Source organism: Bosea sp. (in: a-proteobacteria), assembly GCA_023910605.1.
Taxonomy (GTDB): domain Bacteria; phylum Pseudomonadota; class Alphaproteobacteria; order Rhizobiales; family Beijerinckiaceae; genus Allobosea.
The window spans coordinates 3,176,345-3,193,065 of sequence record JAAVVV010000001.1 but is presented as its reverse complement, the minus strand read 5'-3'; the positions used below and the strand labels follow the sequence as shown (position 1 = coordinate 3,193,065).

Below are 16,721 nucleotides of genomic sequence, written 5' to 3'. Positions count from 1 at the left end.
GGACTCTCCCGCCGCGCCCTGCCCGTCCGACGTGCAGCCTTGCCCGTCGGGCGCATCCGCGCTATAGCGCCGCTGCCCTCTCCAGACACCCTTGGAGGCTAGGGGGCAGGCTGCCGCCGATCTGGCGGCGCTTTCATTTCTAGAAGGATCAATCCGATGTCCGAAGTGAAGCATATCAAGGCTTCGGCGCGCACGTCCGGCGGCAAGGGGGCCGCCCGTGCAGTTCGCCGTACCGGCCAGGTGCCCGCCGTGATTTATGGCGGCGGCGAGGCCGCTCTCCCCATCGCGCTCGATTACGCCCAGACCCACCGCATGATCTACGCCGGTCACTTCCTGACCACGGCGGTCGAGATCGAGGTCGACGGGCAGACCATCCGCGCCATTCCGCGCGATTACCAGCTCGATCCCGTCAAGGACACGCCGCTGCATGTCGATTTCATGCGCCTGTCCGCCGGCTCCGAGATCCGCGTCGTGGTGCCGATCCACATCTCCGGCCAGGAGCTTTCGCCCGGCGTGAAGCGCGGCGGCCTCGTGCAGCTCGTCGAGCACACGATCGAACTCATGGCCCCGGCCGACAACATCCCGGAAGCCATCGACATTTCGGTAGCCTCGATGAACATCGGCGCCTCGGTTCACCTCAAAGACGTGGTGCTGCCGCCCGGTTGCCGCGCCATCAGCCGCGAGAACCTGACGCTGGTCGCCGTCTCGACCCCGACCAAGATGGTCGAGGAAATGACAAGCGCCGCGCCGGCCGCCGAAGCCGCTCCGGCCAAGGCCGCCAAGAACTGAGGCCGAAAGGCCGGCTGACAAGCTGGACACGGCCGGGACCCGTCCCGGCCGTTTTTCATGCGGAGCTGCCCCATGCTGCTACTGGTCGGGCTCGGCAATCCGGGCAGGGACTATGCCGGCAACCGGCACAATATCGGCTTCATGGCGCTGGACGAGATCGCCCGCGTCCATCGCGCCGCGTCGTGGCGCGCCCGCTTCCATGGCGAGGCGGCAGAGGCCGTCATCGGGTTCGGCAAGGCGCTGCTGCTCAAGCCCATGACATATATGAACCTTTCGGGCGGCCCTGTCCAGGAAGCGGCCCGGTTCTACAAGATCGCACCGTCCCACATCGTGGTCTTCCACGATGAGCTGGACCTCGCCCCGGCAAGGCTGCGGGTCAAGACCGGCGGCGGCAATGCCGGGCACAATGGCTTGCGCTCGATCACGGCCTCGGTCGGCAATGATTACCGGCGCGTGCGGATGGGCATCGGCCATCCGGGCGACAAGGCGCTTGTGCATGGCTACGTGCTGAACGACTTCGGCAAGGACGAGCGGCCCTGGGTCGAGGATCTGTGCCGCGCCGCCGCCGACAAGGCGGCTCTTCTGATCGGCGGCTTCGATGAGCGCTTCCAGAGCGATGTCGCAGCCCTGATGCAGGCCAGGGGCTGGGGCGACGTCAAGCGCCCCGGGGACAAAGGCGGCGATTGAGACGCCGTCACGCTGCTGCTACACGGCATCATGCCGATCCATCCGTCCAGGCCCCGGCCTGAGGCACACCATCGAAAGACCGAAACCATGGGCTTCAAATGCGGCATCGTCGGCCTGCCGAACGTCGGCAAGTCGACCCTCTTCAACGCGCTGACGCAGACGGCGGCGGCGCAGGCGGCCAATTATCCGTTCTGCACCATCGAACCCAATGTCGGCGATGTGGCGGTGCCGGATGCGCGCCTCGACAAGCTGGCCTCGATCGGCAAATCCCAGCAGATCATCCCGACACGCATCACCTTCGTCGACATCGCCGGCATCGTGCGCGGCGCCTCGAAGGGCGAGGGGCTGGGCAACCAGTTCCTGGCCAACATCCGTGAGGTCGATGCCATCGTGCATGTCGTGCGCTGCTTCGAGGATGGCGACATCACCCATGTCGAGGGCAAGGTGGACCCGCTGGCCGACATCGAGACGATCGAGACAGAGCTGATGCTGGCCGACCTTGAAAGCCTCGAAAAGCGCGTGGTCAGCCTCGAGAAGAAGGCACGCTCCGGCGACAAGGATTCCAAGGAGCAGCTGGCTCTGATCACCAGGGCGCTGGTGCTGCTTCAGGAGGGCAAGCCGGCGCGTCTCACCCAGCGCACGGCCGAGGAGGAACGGTCCTTCCAGATGCTGCAACTGCTCACCGCCAAGCCGGTGCTCTACGTGTGCAATGTCGAGGAGGCATCAGCCGACCAGGGCAATGCGTTCTCGCAGAAGGTCTTCGCACGCGCGGCCGAGGAGGGCGCCCGCGCCGTGGTCGTCTCCGCCAAGATCGAGAGCGAGATCGCGGTGATGAGCGCCGGCGATCAGGCCGATTTCCTCGAAGCGGTGGGTCTGTCCGAGCCGGGCCTCAACCGCGTGATCCGCGAGGGCTATGCGCTGCTGGGCCTGATCACCTACTTCACCGTCGGCCCGAAGGAGGCGCGCGCCTGGACGATCGCCAAGGGCACGCGGGCTCCGGCGGCGGCAGGCGTGATCCACACCGATTTCGAGAAAGGCTTCATCCGGGCCGAGACCATCGCCTACCGCGACTACACCGCGCTAAACGGCGAGGCCGGGGCGCGGGATGGCGGCAAGCTGAGGCTGGAAGGCAAGGAGTATGTCGTGGCCGACGGCGACGTGCTGCATTTCCGCTTCGCCAACTGAGCCTCTGCCGATGACACTGTTCTTCGAGGACTTCGCGGTCGGCCAGACGGTGCGCTACGGGGGAATCCCCGTGAGCGAAGAGGATATCATCGCCTATGCGAGCATCTTCGATGCGCAGGATTTCCACATCGATGCCGAGAAGGCAGTCTCGACCTTTGTGGGCGGCCTGATCGGCTCGGGCTGGCACACATCCGCACTGATGATGCGGATGATGACCGAGGGCTTCCTGCTGGACAGCGCCGGCATGGGCGCGCCCGGCCTTGAAGAGCTGAAGTGGCTGCGCCCGGTGCGGCCCGGCGATGTGCTGAGCGTGCGCCACACCGTTCTGGACCTGAAGGAAAGCCGCTCGCGGCCCGATATTGGCTTGGTGCGCTTCCGTTTCGAGGTGCTCAACCAGAACGCGGAGCCCGTGCAGGAGGCGACCAACTGGATCATCTTCGGACGACGGGGACACATCGCGCCGCCGACCTTCAGGGCAGAGGCCCTGCCGGTGCGCTATGTTCCGCCGGCCACGATCGGGGCGCTGGAATTGCCGGAGGAACCGGCCTCGCCGGTGGCGCGCTTCGATGATGTGGCGATCGGCACCGAGACCGCCCTTGGCCGCTTCACCTTCACACCCGACGACATCATCGCCTTTGCCGGCGCTTTCGATCCGCAGCGCTTCCACCTCGATGTGGCGGCCGCCGAGGCGTCGCTGTTCGGCGGGCTCTGCGCCTCGGGCTGGCATACGGCGGCGGTGTGGATGCGGCTGATGGTGGCAGCGCGGCGCAGGGCGCAGGCCGTGATGGGCGAGACCATGCCGCGCCTGGGCTCGTCCCCTGGCTTCAGGGCGCTGAAATGGCTGAAGCCGGTCTTTGCCGGCGACACGCTGACCTACACCACAACTGTCAGCGACAAGCGCGCGTCCGCATCGCGGCCGGGTTGGGGGCTGGTGTTCCACCACAACACGGCCCGCAACCAGCACGGCGACATGGCGTTCATGTTCGACGGCTGCGTGTTCTGGGAGCGCTGAGGCGACGGCCCGCTCCGATCAATACATCCGGCCGCCATCGGGCACGCCATGGCCCGGTTGCAGCAGCACCACCTCGCCGTCCGCATCCGGAACGCCGAGCGTCAGCACCTCGGACATGAACTTGCCGATCTGGCGGGGCGGGAAATTGACAACGGCCAACACCTGCCGACCCGGCAACTGCTCCAGCGTGTAGTGGCGGGTGATCTGGGCCGATGTCTTCCTGATGCCCAGCCCGGGGCCGAAATCGATCCAAAGCTTGAAGGCGGGCTTGCGGGCCTCGGGGTAAGCCTCGGCGCTGACGATGGTGCCGACCCGGATGTCGACTTTCAGGAAGTCGTCGAAGCCGATCGTGCCGGCGGCGGCTGGAGAATCCATGGCTGTCTCAGATGGCGGGGGCGAAATCGTCGTGGTCCTCACCCCGCATCGGCCCGGCGCGTTCGCGGCGACGCATGCGCGGCGCGCGCTCGAACAAAGCCTGCGCGATGCTGCGCAAAGGCGCAGTGAGACGGCGGGCATCCTCGGCGAAGCCCAGCACGCGTTCACCGTTCTTCAGCTCGCGGTCGAGCGTGGCCATGGTCTTTGCGAGGCTCTCGTCGCGGTCATCGAGCCAGGTGTCGGCGGTCCGTGCGAAGACGATGACGGCGCCCTGGATCTTGAGCATGCCAAGTTCGTCCTCGACCGGAACCTCGACAGAGGCCAGCAGGTAACGCCAGGAGTTGAGCGCTGCCTGGTTGAGCGCGGCCGCCATCAGCGGATCGGCGCGGACGGCGCGGCGGATCTCGATCAGCGCTGGCTTGTAGGGCGCCATGGCGTCGAGGCGGCGCATCACAAGGTCGAAGACGCGCTCATGGATCGGCTCGCCGATCAGGTCCGGGTTGGCGCCTTCCAGCACGGCCTTGTCGAGCATCCGGCCAAAGCCTGCCAGCATGGCGCCCTTCGACGGAAACAGGTCGCGCAGGGCGGAAAGGCTGAGCCCCGCCTTGCGGGCGATCTCTGGCAGTTCGACATGCTTCCAGCCCTGCTCGGCAACCAGCGCCATCAGGGCTTCGATGGCTGCCTTGCGGGAATCTGGCCTGGCGGACTGTGCTGCGCTGCGGCTGGCCATGCGGGCCTCCTGTGTCTGGTCATCAAGATAGGCGCTCGACCCGACGCCGCAAAGGGGCGCCTTGTCGCTGGCGCGCCCCTGGCATCAGCGCTGCGTAGCGCGCCGGGCGCCGCAAGGTCAGCCGCTGAGTTCGCTGGCGCGATGGCGGGCGGCGGCCACGGCGCGGCGCATCAGCGCCTTCATGCCGTTCTCCGCCATCAGGATTTCAAGCGCCGCAGCCGTCGTGCCTCCGGGCGATGTCACATTCTGGCGCAGCGTGGCCGGATCGAGATCCGAACGGTGCAGCAACTCGCCCGCGCCCTCGATCGTGCCGCGCGCCAGCCGCGCCGCCACCTCGGGAGGCAGGCCCGCTGCCACTCCCGCTTCGGTCAGGCACTCGACAAGGTGGAAGACATAGGCCGGGCCGGAGCCGGATACGGCTGTGACCGCATCGATCATGTCCTCGGCCGGCACCCACTCGACGGCGCCGATGCCGCTGAGCAGGGCCGTGGTCATGCGGCGCTGGGCATCGCTCACGGCTGCGCTGGCTGCCACGCCGGTGACGCCGCGCCTCACCGAGGCCGGCAGGTTGGGCATGGCCCGCACGAAGGCCGTGGCCCGCGGCGCGCGTGCTGCGAGGTTCGCCATGGTCTTGCCGGCGAGGATCGACACCACCAGCGTGGCCGGTCCCGCCAGATGGGCCAGCGCAGGCGCGGCTGCGTCCAGCATCTGCGGCTTCACGCCCAGCACCAGCGCCTCGGGCTCGGCGATGGATTCAAGCGGCGGGTTGAGGGCGAAGCCATGGCTTCGCGCCAGCGCCTGAAGCGGCTCGCCCGCATTCGGATCGAGCACGGTCAGCCCGTCTGCATCGAGCCCGCCTGCGAGCCAGCCTTCGAGCATGGCGCCGCCCATCTTGCCGGCTCCCATCAGCACGAGAGTTCGGGGGAGGGAGGGAGTGTCGGTCATGGCCAGCCTGCGGGATCGAAGGGCGGCCCCAGCGCCGCCGCTCCGGTTATAGCCAGCGCCGCGCTGCTTGTCGCCTGCCCGGCCGATCGGCGGCTCAGCCCTCGCCCATGCATTCCATCATGGCGCCATCCAGCGCCTCGCGCGCGGTGCGGCCCGCCCAGAGCACGAACTGGAAGGCCTGATAGTAGCGCTCGCAGGTGTCGACGGCGGATTTGACCAGCATGCCGGCCTGCTCGTCGGTGGGCTCCGCGCCGCCCGAGAGCAGCAGCGAATGGCGGAACATCACGACATTCTCAGCGCTCCAGAAATCGAAATGGCCGAGCCAGAGCTGCTCGTTGATCAGCGAGATCAGCGACAGCACCTCCGCCTTGCGGCGCGCCGGCACCTTGAGACCGAAGGCTGACGCGACATGGATCGCCTCCATCTGGTCGAGCCATGTCACGGCGACCTGATACTCGGCGAAACCGCCGCTCACGATGACGGAAATCTCGTCCTCGCCATCACGGTCGAAACGCCAGTCGTTCAGCGTGGCCAGACGCTCGATCACGTCGAGCGGGTGGTGCGTTCGGTCGAGGTCGCGGTCGATATCCAGCACGAAAGCCAGCTCCTCAGGAGTGCAGAAACACGGGCGAAAGGGGGCGTCCGACAGGGACAGATTCAAGGCATCCACGGATGGCCCGATCCGGACGGGCACTGGCCCTTCCGCTTCGGCCGCTTGCTGTGCAGTGGGCCGAATCACCTCTCGATCCGACCTTAGATCGGTTTTGAATCCGCGAGAATCCCCAACCGGCCCCCAACCGAACATCAGCATCGGTCCCGGATTCGGGCTCTCGCCACAATGGGCGAAGGGGTCCGTCCACAGCCCTTCGCTGTGGATGGCGGCCAAGCTCAGTCGAGAGAGATGGCCGATATCAGCCGCCCATAATCCGGCTCGCCCTTGTGGGTGGTCATCCGGTAGCTGAAGAAGCGTTCCGGGTCGGAATAGGTGCACAGGCCAAGATCGACGAAGCGGCCCACGCCCGCCGCCCGCAAGTGCGCGCCGATGAAGGCTGGCAGGTCGAACATGGCGTGGCCATGGCGCTGCGAAGGCGCGAAGAAGCGCCTATGCGCCGCATCCGCCTCCTCGAAGCGCTGCACGAATTCCGGACCCACCTCATAGGCGTTCGGGCCGATGGTGGGGCCGAGCACCGCCACGACATTGTTCCGGCGTGCGCCGAGCCGCTCCATGGCGGCCAGCGTCGCTTCGCCGATGCCGGTGAAGGCGCCCTTCCAGCCCGAATGCGCCGCGCCGATGACGCCGGCCTTGGCGTCGGCAAAGAGGATCGGCCCGCAATCGGCGCTGGACACGCCAAGCGCCAGGCCCCGCATGCGCGTCACCATGGCGTCTGCCCTCGGCTTGTCGCCCGGCCATGGCCCGTCCGCGACGACGACATCGGCGGAGTGGACCTGATACAGGCTCAGGAGCCGGTCCGGCGCCACCGCCAGCGCCTCGGCCATGCGCCGGCGGTTCTCTGCGATGGCGGCCTTGTCGTCCTGCGAGCCGAGGCCCCCGTTGAGCGAAGCATAGATGCCTTGCGAGGCGCCGCCCTGACGGGTGAAGAAGGCGTGGCGGATGCCGGGCAGCGCGGCGAGGTCGGGGGCGGTGATGAACATGCGGGCTGGCTCCTCGAGCCGGATCACGGGTTGGGGGCGGCGGCGTCGAACCCCGCCAGCGCTTCGATGGAAGGATGGGCAAAGGCGATGGCCTTGAAGAGCTGGCCCATGCCGCGCTCGGCGCTGTCGGTAAGCCGCGCCAGGCTGGCGTCCAGCGCCGCCGCCTGGGCCGGCGTCGCCGCCCGGCGCAGCGTGGCCGCGCGTTGCGTCAGGCCAAGGCCCAGCAGGAACGCGGCCTGCGTGACGGGGCCGAAGACCCGCGCGCCCTGCGCCCGCGCCAGGTCGGCCGCGCGGGCGAAGTTGACATGGGTCGTCAGGTCCGCTTCCCCCGGCCCGGCTAGAGGATCGACGAAGCCATGGCGCTGCATGGCCTGCAGGGTGTCGCCGAAGCCGCCCTGCGTGAAGCCGTAATCGATGAACAGTGCGGCCCCGCCCTCCGCCGCGATGTGGCGGGCCACTGTCGCCAGCAGGGCGTCGGATGCCGGGCTGAGCTCCAGAACGGCGCCCTCGTGGGCCTCCATCCGCAATCCCGGGTCCGGGTCTGGCGCGAGGCCGAAGGCGAACTCGCCAGCCTCGCCAAGCCCGACAAGCCGCTCGTGCCAACCCCGGGCTGTCCGGACGAACTGGCGAACCGGCAGCGCATCCAGCAACTCGTTGGCGATCACGATAACCGGTCCGTCGAGCGCGGCCTCGGCATGCTCGGTCCACCTGATGACGGCGCCGGCTTGGGCCAGGCGCGCCTGCTGGGCGGCTTGCAAGGTGCGCGATGTCTCCACCATGCGGACCTCGAGCGCTGACATCATGGCGGGCAGCGCCCTTGCGATGGCGCGGAGCGCATCGGCCATCAGCGTGCCGCGTCCGGGGCCGATCTCCACAAGGCGAAGGCGCGGCGGCGCGCCAAGCCCCAGCCAGGTCTGTGCGGCCCACAGCCCGATCAACTCCCCGAAGACCTGGCTGATCTCCGGAGCGGTGGTGAAGTCGCCTGCCGCGCCGAAGGGATCGCGGGTCGTGTAATAGCCAAGCGTGGGATGGCTGAGGCACAGCGCCATGTAGCGGTCGACGGGCATGGGGCCATCGAGCGCAATCCGCTCCGCAATCTCGGCTTTCAGGCGCGTCATGGCGCGGAGGCCTGCATCAGGGAGCCTTGCGGGCCCTGAGCGCCAGCCAGAGCCCGGCCCCCAGCATGGGCAGGGACAACAGCATGCCCATGGTCACGCCGCCGATGAGGAAGCCGAGCTGCGGGTCGGGCTGCCGGAACATCTCGCTGACGATGCGGGCGATGGCATAGCCGATGCCGAAGACGCCTGCGATCAGGCCGGGCCGGTGAAAGCCGAAGCGGCTCAACGCCCAGGCCAGCACGATGAAAAGCGCGGGGCCTTCCAGCATCGCCTGATACAGCTGGCTGGGATGGCGCGGCACCGGCCCGCCTTCGGGAAAGACCATGGCCCAGGGCAGGTCCGGCGCCGGACGGCCCCATAGCTCGCCATTGATGAAATTGGCGAGGCGCCCGAAAAAGAGCCCGATGGGGACCACCGCTGCGGCAATGTCGAAGACCGAGAGCGGATTGTAGCCCTTGCGCCGGGCAAAGAGGGCAAGCGCGGTGATCGCGCCCACGAGACCGCCATGGAAGGACATGCCGCCGCGCCAGACCGCGAGGATCTGCGCCGGATCGGCTGCATAGGAAGCAAAGTCGTAGAACAGCACATAGCCAAGCCGTCCGCCCAGCACCACGCCGATGGCGACCCAGATCAGCATGTCGTCGAGCGCGACAGGATCGGGCCGGCCGCGGCCTGCCCACAGCCCGTCGCGCTGCACCAGCCAGCGGGCATAAAGCCAGCCGCCGAGCAGCCCCGCGACATAGGCCAGCCCATACCAGCGCAGGGCCAGCGGGCCGATGGAAACGGCGATCGGATCGATGATGGGGAAGGGGATGGCGAGGACAGGCATGGTCAGCACGGGCATGGCCCGAGAGGTGCGGGATCGCAACCGCCGGGTCAAGCCCCGCGCTGACGGCGCCAGGCGGCGTGTCCCTAGAGGCTGGCGGCCGCCCGCGCCGCCTGATCGTACTGGCCGGACAGCGCCCGGAGCTGGGCCGCAATGTCCGACAGCCGCGCGGCGTCCACGCCCGTGCCCAGAACGGACCGGATCAGCAGCGCTTCACGAACATCGCGGTAGCGCGCGCACAGCGCCTCGCCCGAGGCGGTCACCTGCACGGTCTTTTCCTTGCCGAGCCGGCCAGCCTTCACAAGCTTGAGCTTTTCAAGCTTCTTCAGCGAATAGCTGACGACATGGGTGTCCTCGATGTTGAGCACGAGGCAGACATCGGCGAGGCGCTTGGCCTTGCCGCGATGGTTGACATTGTGCAGCACCAGAACGTCGAGCGGCGACAGATCCGGCACGCCGGCGGCCGCCATGCAGCGCACCATCCAGCGGTTGAATGCATGCACCGTCATGATCATGCCGAACTCCAGCTCCGAAAGGGCCGGCAGCGCTCCCGAGGCCAGATGGCCGGATGAGACGATCGGGCCGAGCGCGCGCAGCGGCGACGTCCCGCTGGCGGGCTCCGCGGCAGGGTCCGTCATGGCAACTCCTGGGCTGAATGGAAAGGCGCCGCCACGGTGACCCATGGCGGCGCTGCATGTGAGGCGTGGCCCACGCAAAGGCCGCAAGGCGACGTCACTTCTTCTTGAACGCCTCGATAACGGCCTGGCCGTCGGCGCCAGCCTTCTTCAGCCAGTCGGCCGTCAGCTGCTCGCCGACCTTGGCGAGGCCATCCTTGAAAGCCGGCGAAGGCGGCAGGACCTTCATGCCTTTGGCGGTCAGTTCCTTGAGGAACCAGTTGGTCCGCTCCTCGGCGATGCGGCGGCCGCGCGCCTCGGCATCGGCGGCTGCCTTGAGCACCGCGTCCTGCGTCGGCTTGTCGAGAGCGGCGAAGGCTGCCTTGTTCACGAAGGTGATGTTGTTCGGGATCCAGGCCTGCGTGTCATAGAAATGGGTGAGCGACTCCCAGACCTTGGTGTCGTAGCCCGTGGCGCCCGAGGACATGAAACTGTCGGCTACGCCGGTCGCCAGCGCCTGCGGCAGTTCGGCCGCCTGGATGGTGAGCGGCTGAGCGCCGACGATCTCGGCTATGCGGGCCGTTCCGACATTGTAGGCGCGCCACTTGAGGCCACGCATGTCAGCCACCGAGTTCAGTTCCTTCTTGGCGTAGATGCCCTGCGGCGGCCATGGCACGGCCATGAGCACCATCAGGCCCTGTGCGTCGAGCGCCTTGGCGATGGCCGGGCGCGAGGCCTCCCACAGCTTCTTGGAATCGGCGAAGGAAGTGGCGAGGAAGGGCACCACGTCGAGGCCGAAGAGCGGATTCTCGTTCTCGTGGATCGAGATCAGCACCTCGCCGATCTGGGCCTGCCCTGTCGCGACGGCGCGCTTGATCTCGGGGGCCTTGAACAGCGACGCGTTGCCATGAACCGTGATCGAGAGCTTGCCGCCCGTCAGGCGCTCCACATCCCTGGCGAACTCGACCAGGTTCTCGGTGTGGAAATTGGTGTTGGCATAGGCGGCCGGAAGGTTCCATTTCACCTGCGCCATGGCCGGCGCGGCCATCAGGCCCAGGCTCGCTGTGGCAGCCAGGAAGGCGGCCTTCATCATGTATCTGCGGTTCATGTTTGCTCCTCCACGAGCGGGTTGAAAGACGGGAAAAGAGATCATCCGGGAAAGACGAGCTGCGGCAGCCACATCACGAGGCCAGGGAACACGGTGACGATCGCCACCGCGCCGATCAACAGGAAGAAGAAGGGCAAGGCGGCCAGCGCGACAAAGTTGGAATCCTTGCCCGACATCGTCTGCAGAACGAACAGGTTGAAGCCGACCGGGGGCGAAATTTCGGCCATCTCCACCACCAGCACCATGAAGATGCCGAACCAAATCAGGTTGAAGCCGGCCTTCTCGATCATCGGCAGCACGACGGCGGTGGTGAGCACGATCATGGAGATGCCGTCGAGAGCGGTGCCGAGAATGATGTACATGACCGTCAGCACCGCGATGAGCGCGTAGGGGCTGAGGTCGAGGCCATCCACCCAGGATGCGAGCGCGTTCGGAATGCCGGTGTAGCCCATGGACTGCTTCATGAAGGCCGCGCCCGCCAGGATGAGCATGATCATGCAGGTGACCTTCACCGTGCCCATGACGCTCTGCCAGAAGGATTCGCGCGTCAGGAAGCCCTGCCAGGCGGCGATGGCGAAGGAGCCGACGACGCCCCAGGCCGCGCATTCCGTGGCCGTCGCCCAGCCTGCGCCAAGAGATACGAAGACCAGGAGGATGAGCAGCGAAACCGGAATGAGATTGCGCGATTCATGCAGCTTCTGCCGGAAGCTCGTCTTCGGCTCCGGCGGCGGCGAGCGGTCAGGGTGAAGCAGGTGCCAGACGATGATGTAGCCGCTGTAGAGGCCCATCACGATCGCGCCCGGAATGAAGCCCGCGAGGAAGACCTGGATGATCGAGACATTGGCGGCCACCGCATAGATGACCATCGTGATCGAGGGCGGGATCAGGATGCCGAGCGTGCCGGCGCCGGCGAGCGAGCCCAGCGCCAGCTTCTCGTCATAGCCGCGACGCTTGAGCTCGGGCAGCGCGATCTTGGCGACGGTGGCGGTTGTGGCCGCCGAGGAGCCGGAAACCGAGCCGAACAGGCCCGAGGCCAGAACATTGACGTGCATGAGCCGGCCGGGGATGCGGTTCAGCCAGGGCGCGAGGCCTTTGAACATCTCCTCCGACAGCTTTGTCCGGAAAAGGATTTCGCCCATCCAGATGAAGAGCGGCAAGGCCGCCAGTTCCCATGACGCAGAATTGCCCCAGATGGTGGTGGCCAGGACGGACCCCGCGGGGATGTTCCCGGCCACGAACTGCATGCCGACATAGCCGGTGGCGAGGAGCGCGATGGCGATCCAGACGCCGCCAAGCAGCAGCACCATGAGGAAAACAAGCAGCAGAAGCGAAATCGAGACGAGATCCATCGGACTACACCGCGCTCTGAATGGCTTGCTCGATGACCTCTTCGGCAGTCTTCGGCTTGGGCTTCTCGTAGCGGGGCGGATGGCCGCTGAGCACATGGATCAACTCGTCGACCAGCGCGATGGTGAGAAGCACAAGGCCGCCGCAATAGGCCAACTGCGGAATCCAGAGCGGAACCGGCACAACGCCCGTCGCCCGGTCGTTCAGGATCCATGAAAACTGCGTGAAGACGACGGCATGCCACGCGAAGAAGCCAACGAACCCGACCGCGAGCACAAGGCAGATGATCTCGACCATCTGCTTGCTGCGGCCCGAAAGGCTGTCGACCAGCAACCCGACCCGGATCATGTCGCCCGACTTGAAGGTGTAGGCCAGCCCCAGGAAGGACATGGCCGCCATGGACCAGGCCGCGAAATCGTCGCCTGACGGGATGTTGATGCCGAGCGGGCGGCCCAGCGACATCACCATCATCAGGACGAGGATGGCGACCAGGAAGACGCCGGCCAGAATGCCGGCGCCCAGATAGGCTGCGTCCAGAACCTTGCGTAGCATCAGCCCTTCCCCTCCGGACCGCGCGGAGACATGATCGATGTCTTGGCGGCCGCCCTTTTTCCAGATTGTTGCGCATTCGGACGCCTTTCCGCAAGTTAGCAATCATCGACATATTGTCAACAATTTATCGATATAATATGCAAAAGAGAATCTCGCGCTGCTCTGGCGCTGTTTGGGGATTGATCGACATGGCTGGAAGCTGGGATTTCTGGATCGACCGCGGCGGCACCTTCACGGATGTGATCGGGCGCGATCCCGCCGGCAGGCTCCACGCGCGCAAGGTGCTGTCGGAGAATCCCGAGGCCTACAAGGATGCGGCGGTGCATGGCATCCGCAGCCTTCTGGGGCTGAAGGCCGGCGATCCGATCCCGTCAGGGCTGGTGGGCGAGGTGCGCATGGGCACCACCGTGGCCACCAATGCGCTGCTGGAGCGCAAGGGCGAGCCCACGCTTCTGGTGATCACGCGCGGATTCCGCGACGCGCTGCGCATCGGCTATCAGGCCCGGCCGAAAATCTTCGCCAAGAAGATCATCAAGCCAGATCAGCTCTATGACCGCGTGATCGAGGTGGATGAGCGGGTGCTGGCTGACGGCGTCGTCGAGGCTGCGCCTGATCTGGCCCGCATCCGGGCCGATCTGAAGGCCGCCTTCGAAGCCGGCTACCGCGCGGTGGCCATCGCCTTCATGCACGGCTACCGCTTTCCCGCCCACGAGGCCGCCGTGGGCGCGCTTGCGCGGGAGATCGGATTTCCGCAGGTCTCGATCAGCCACGAGGTTTCGCCGCTGATCAAGCTGGTGGGGCGTGGCGACACCACGGTGGTGGACGCTTATCTCTCGCCGATCCTGAGCCGCTATGTCGCGCAGGTGGCAGGCGAACTTGATGTCGAGCGCTCCGGCGCGCGGCTTATGTTCATGATGTCGTCGGGTGGGCTCACCGCCGCCAACCTGTTCCAGGGCAAGGATGCCATCCTGTCCGGGCCTGCGGGCGGCGTCGTCGGGCTCGCGGAGACCGGGCGCTCTGCCGGCTTCAATGACGTCATCGGCTTCGACATGGGCGGCACCTCGACGGATGTGGCCCATTATGACGGCGCCTATGAGCGCTCTTTCGAGACCGAGGTGGCGGGGGTGCGCATCCGCGCACCGATGATGCTGATCCACACGGTTGCGGCCGGCGGCGGCTCGATCCTGCATTTCGACGGCTCGCGCTTCCGCGTGGGCCCCGATTCGGCCGGCGCCAATCCGGGCCCTGCATGCTACCGGCGCGGCGGGCCACTCGCCGTCACCGACGCCAATGTGATGGTCGGCAAGCTTATGCCGGATTTCTTTCCCCCGATCTTCGGCCCTAACCAGTCCGAGCCGCTCGACGCGGATGCCGTAAGGGCGAAGTTCGCCGACATGGCCCGCGCCGTGGGCGACGGGCGCGCGGCAGAGGATGTAGCCGACGGCTTCATCCAGATAGCGGTGGCCAATATGGCCGAGGCGATCAAGAAAATCTCGGTGCAGCGCGGCTATGACGTGACCCGCTACGCGCTCAATTGCTTCGGCGGGGCGGGCGGGCAGCACGCCTGCCTCGTGGCCGATGCGCTGGGCATGACGACCGTGCTGCTGCATCCGCTCTCGGGGCTGCTGTCGGCCTATGGCATGGGTCTCGCCGAGGTGCGGGCCGTGCGTCAGAAGGCGCTCGACTTGCCGCTCGATGAGGCCACCCCGATGGCGTTGCGCTTGATGGCGGCCGGGCTTGAGGAGATCTGCCGCAGCGAGCTGGCGGGGCAGGGCGTGCCGGCGGCGGATGTCGCGGTGCATGTGCGCGCCCATGTGCGCTACTCGGGCACGGATACCACCTTGCCGGTGGCGGAGGCCTATCCCGCGCAGATGCGGGCCGAGTTCGAGGCGCAGCACAAGGCGCGGTTCGGCTTCGTCGATGCGTCGAAGCTGCTGGTGGTCGAGGCGGTCGAGGTCGAGGCGGTGGGCGGCGGCGCACGCTTCGAGGAGCCGTCGCACCCGGCGGCCGAGCACAAGCCGCGCGCGGCGCAGACCACGCGCTTCTACAGCCATGGCGCCTGGCATGAGGCGGTGGTGGTGAAGCGCGAGGCCATGGCGCCCGGCGCCCGCGTGGCGGGGCCCGCCATCATCGTAGAGCCCAACCAGACGATCGTGATCGAGCCCGGCTGGGTCGGCCGGCTGACGGCGAAGGACCATGTCGTGCTGACGCGCGAAGAGGCGCTGGAGCGGCGCGCCGCAGTCGGCACGAAGGCCGATCCGGTCATGCTCGAAATCTTCAACAACCTGTTCATGTCGATCGCCGAGCAGATGGGCGTGGCGCTGCAGAACACGGCGTATTCGGTCAACATCAAGGAGCGGCTCGACTTCTCCTGCGCCGTGTTCGACGCCAAGGCGAGCCTGGTGGCCAATGCCCCGCACATGCCGGTGCATCTGGGCTCGATGGACAAGTCGGTTGAGACGATCATCCGGCAGAACCCGGTGATCCGCCCCGGCGACGTCTTCGCCATCAACGCGCCCTACAATGGCGGCACGCATCTGCCCGACATCACCGTGTGCACGCCGGTTTTCGATGCGGCCGGGCGCGAGGTCATCTTCTGGGTGGCGAGCCGCGGCCATCACGCCGATGTCGGCGGCGTGGCGCCCGGCTCGATGAGCCCTCTTGCGACCCATATCGAGGAGGAAGGCGTCTACATCGACAACTTCAAGCTTGTCGATCAGGGCCGCTTCCGTGAGCAGGAACTGGTCGCGCTGCTGACGGGCGCCAGGTATCCCGTGCGCAACGTCACGCAGAACGTGGCTGACCTCAAGGCGCAGATCGCGGCCAACGAGAAGGGCGTTTCGGAGCTCAAGAAGGTCATCAAGCTCTTCGGCATCGATGTGGTGCAGGCCTATATGGGCCATGTCCAGGATAATGCCGAGGAGAGCGTGCGCCGCGTGCTCGATCGGCTTAAGGACAGTGAATACACCTTCGTCATGGATGGCGGCCGCCAGATCCGCGTCGCCATCACTGTGGATAGAGCCAGGCGCGAGGCGACCGTCGACTTCACCGGCACCAGCCCCCAGCAGACCGACAACTTCAACGCCCCCGCGCCGGTGACCCGCGCGGCGGTGCTCTATGTCTTCCGCGTGATGGTTGACGACGACATCCCGATGAATGCCGGCTGCCTCAAGCCGATCAACATCGTGATCCCGCCCCGCTCCATGCTCAGCCCGGAATATCCGGCAGCGGTGGTGGCGGGCAATGTCGAGGTCAGCCAGTCTGTGACCAACGCACTGTTCGGGGCACTGGGCGCCATGAGCACCAGCCAGGGCACGATGAACAACCTCACCTTCGGCGATGCGGCCTATCAGTATTACGAGACGATCTGCTCCGGCTCGCCCGCCGGGGAGGGCTTCGACGGCACGGATGGCGTGCATGTGCACATGACCAATTCGCGCCTGACAGACCCTGAGATCTTCGAGACGCGCTTTCCCGTGGTGCTCGAGGATTTCCACATCCGGAAGGGCTCGGGCGGCAAGGGCAAGTGGAGCGCGGGCGATGGCACGTCGCGCACGATCCGCTTCCGCCAGCGCATGGACTGCGCCATCCTCAGCCAGCATCGCGAGGTTCCGCCGCGCGGGCTTGCCGGGGGCGGCGATGGCGAGGTGGGCCGCACGCTGGTGCGCCGCCTCGATGGCCGCATCGAGACGCTCAAGGGCTCCGACCAGACCGTGCTGGAAGCCGGCGAGGCTGTGACCGTGGTGACGCCGACAGCCGGCGGCTTCGGCAAGGCCTGAG

General features: G+C 67.0%; 16 protein-coding genes. 5 read left to right on the top strand and 11 right to left on the bottom strand.

Features of this window, described 5'->3' with window-relative positions; translation table 11 throughout:
* Positions 1-156: 156 nt before the first annotated feature.
* From HEQ16_15395 to HEQ16_15380, 4 genes are all read left to right on the top strand, one after another.
* The gene (locus HEQ16_15395; protein ID MCO4055400.1) at positions 157-789 is read left to right on the top strand and encodes a 50S ribosomal protein L25/general stress protein Ctc; all 633 of its coding nucleotides are present in this window, start codon (positions 157-159) and stop codon (positions 787-789) included.
* Between the two features lie 72 nt (positions 790-861).
* Entirely contained in the window at positions 862-1,476 is a 615-nt protein-coding gene (locus HEQ16_15390) for an aminoacyl-tRNA hydrolase (GenBank protein MCO4055399.1), read from the top strand.
* Positions 1,477-1,563: 87 nt separating this feature from the next.
* Positions 1,564-2,661, top strand: coding sequence for a redox-regulated ATPase YchF (ychF, locus tag HEQ16_15385; protein ID MCO4055398.1), 1,098 nt, complete (start codon positions 1,564-1,566; stop codon positions 2,659-2,661).
* Positions 2,662-2,671: 10 nt separating this feature from the next.
* Positions 2,672-3,673 carry a MaoC family dehydratase gene (locus HEQ16_15380; protein ID MCO4055397.1) on the top strand — a complete coding sequence of 334 codons (1,002 nt, stop codon included), beginning with the start codon at positions 2,672-2,674 and terminating at the stop codon, positions 3,671-3,673.
* Positions 3,674-3,691: 18 nt separating this feature from the next.
* On the opposite strand, the gene HEQ16_15375 is transcribed toward HEQ16_15380, so the two are convergent.
* The 11 genes from HEQ16_15375 to HEQ16_15325 form a co-directional block, all read right to left on the bottom strand.
* The gene (locus HEQ16_15375; protein MCO4055396.1) at positions 3,692-4,048 is read right to left on the bottom strand and encodes a tRNA-binding protein; all 357 of its coding nucleotides are present in this window, start codon (positions 4,046-4,048) and stop codon (positions 3,692-3,694) included.
* Between the two features lie 7 nt (positions 4,049-4,055).
* Positions 4,056-4,778 (bottom strand): helix-turn-helix transcriptional regulator, encoded by a 723-nt coding sequence (locus tag HEQ16_15370; protein MCO4055395.1) that lies wholly within the window; start codon positions 4,776-4,778, stop codon positions 4,056-4,058.
* 117 nt (positions 4,779-4,895) lie between these two features.
* Positions 4,896-5,723, bottom strand: coding sequence for a pyrroline-5-carboxylate reductase (locus tag HEQ16_15365; GenBank protein MCO4055394.1), 828 nt, complete (start codon positions 5,721-5,723; stop codon positions 4,896-4,898).
* Positions 5,724-5,817: 94 nt separating this feature from the next.
* Positions 5,818-6,528 (bottom strand): hypothetical protein, encoded by a 711-nt coding sequence (locus tag HEQ16_15360; GenBank protein ID MCO4055393.1) that lies wholly within the window; start codon positions 6,526-6,528, stop codon positions 5,818-5,820.
* 83 nt (positions 6,529-6,611) lie between these two features.
* Entirely contained in the window at positions 6,612-7,376 is a 765-nt protein-coding gene (pgeF, locus tag HEQ16_15355) for a peptidoglycan editing factor PgeF (GenBank protein ID MCO4055392.1), read from the bottom strand.
* Between the two features lie 23 nt (positions 7,377-7,399).
* Positions 7,400-8,494, bottom strand: a complete 1,095-nt coding sequence (locus HEQ16_15350; protein MCO4055391.1) for a class I SAM-dependent methyltransferase — start codon at positions 8,492-8,494, stop codon at positions 7,400-7,402.
* Between the two features lie 16 nt (positions 8,495-8,510).
* Positions 8,511-9,338: a prolipoprotein diacylglyceryl transferase gene (locus tag HEQ16_15345; GenBank protein ID MCO4055390.1), complete on the bottom strand. Its 828-nt coding sequence runs from the start codon at positions 9,336-9,338 to the stop codon at positions 8,511-8,513.
* Positions 9,339-9,406: 68 nt separating this feature from the next.
* Positions 9,407-9,958, bottom strand: coding sequence for a winged helix DNA-binding protein (locus HEQ16_15340; protein ID MCO4055389.1), 552 nt, complete (start codon positions 9,956-9,958; stop codon positions 9,407-9,409).
* A gap of 94 nt (positions 9,959-10,052) precedes the next feature.
* The gene (locus tag HEQ16_15335; protein ID MCO4055388.1) at positions 10,053-11,027 is read right to left on the bottom strand and encodes a TRAP transporter substrate-binding protein; all 975 of its coding nucleotides are present in this window, start codon (positions 11,025-11,027) and stop codon (positions 10,053-10,055) included.
* A 56-nt stretch (positions 11,028-11,083) separates the two neighbouring features.
* Positions 11,084-12,391 (bottom strand): TRAP transporter large permease subunit, encoded by a 1,308-nt coding sequence (locus HEQ16_15330; protein ID MCO4055387.1) that lies wholly within the window; start codon positions 12,389-12,391, stop codon positions 11,084-11,086.
* Positions 12,392-12,395: 4 nt separating this feature from the next.
* Positions 12,396-12,941, bottom strand: coding sequence for a TRAP transporter small permease (locus tag HEQ16_15325; protein ID MCO4055386.1), 546 nt, complete (start codon positions 12,939-12,941; stop codon positions 12,396-12,398).
* Between the two features lie 188 nt (positions 12,942-13,129).
* Between HEQ16_15325 and HEQ16_15320 the strand changes: the two genes are divergently transcribed.
* Positions 13,130-16,720 carry a 5-oxoprolinase gene (locus tag HEQ16_15320; GenBank protein ID MCO4055385.1) on the top strand — a complete coding sequence of 1,197 codons (3,591 nt, stop codon included), beginning with the start codon at positions 13,130-13,132 and terminating at the stop codon, positions 16,718-16,720.
* Position 16,721 lies beyond the last annotated feature (1 nt).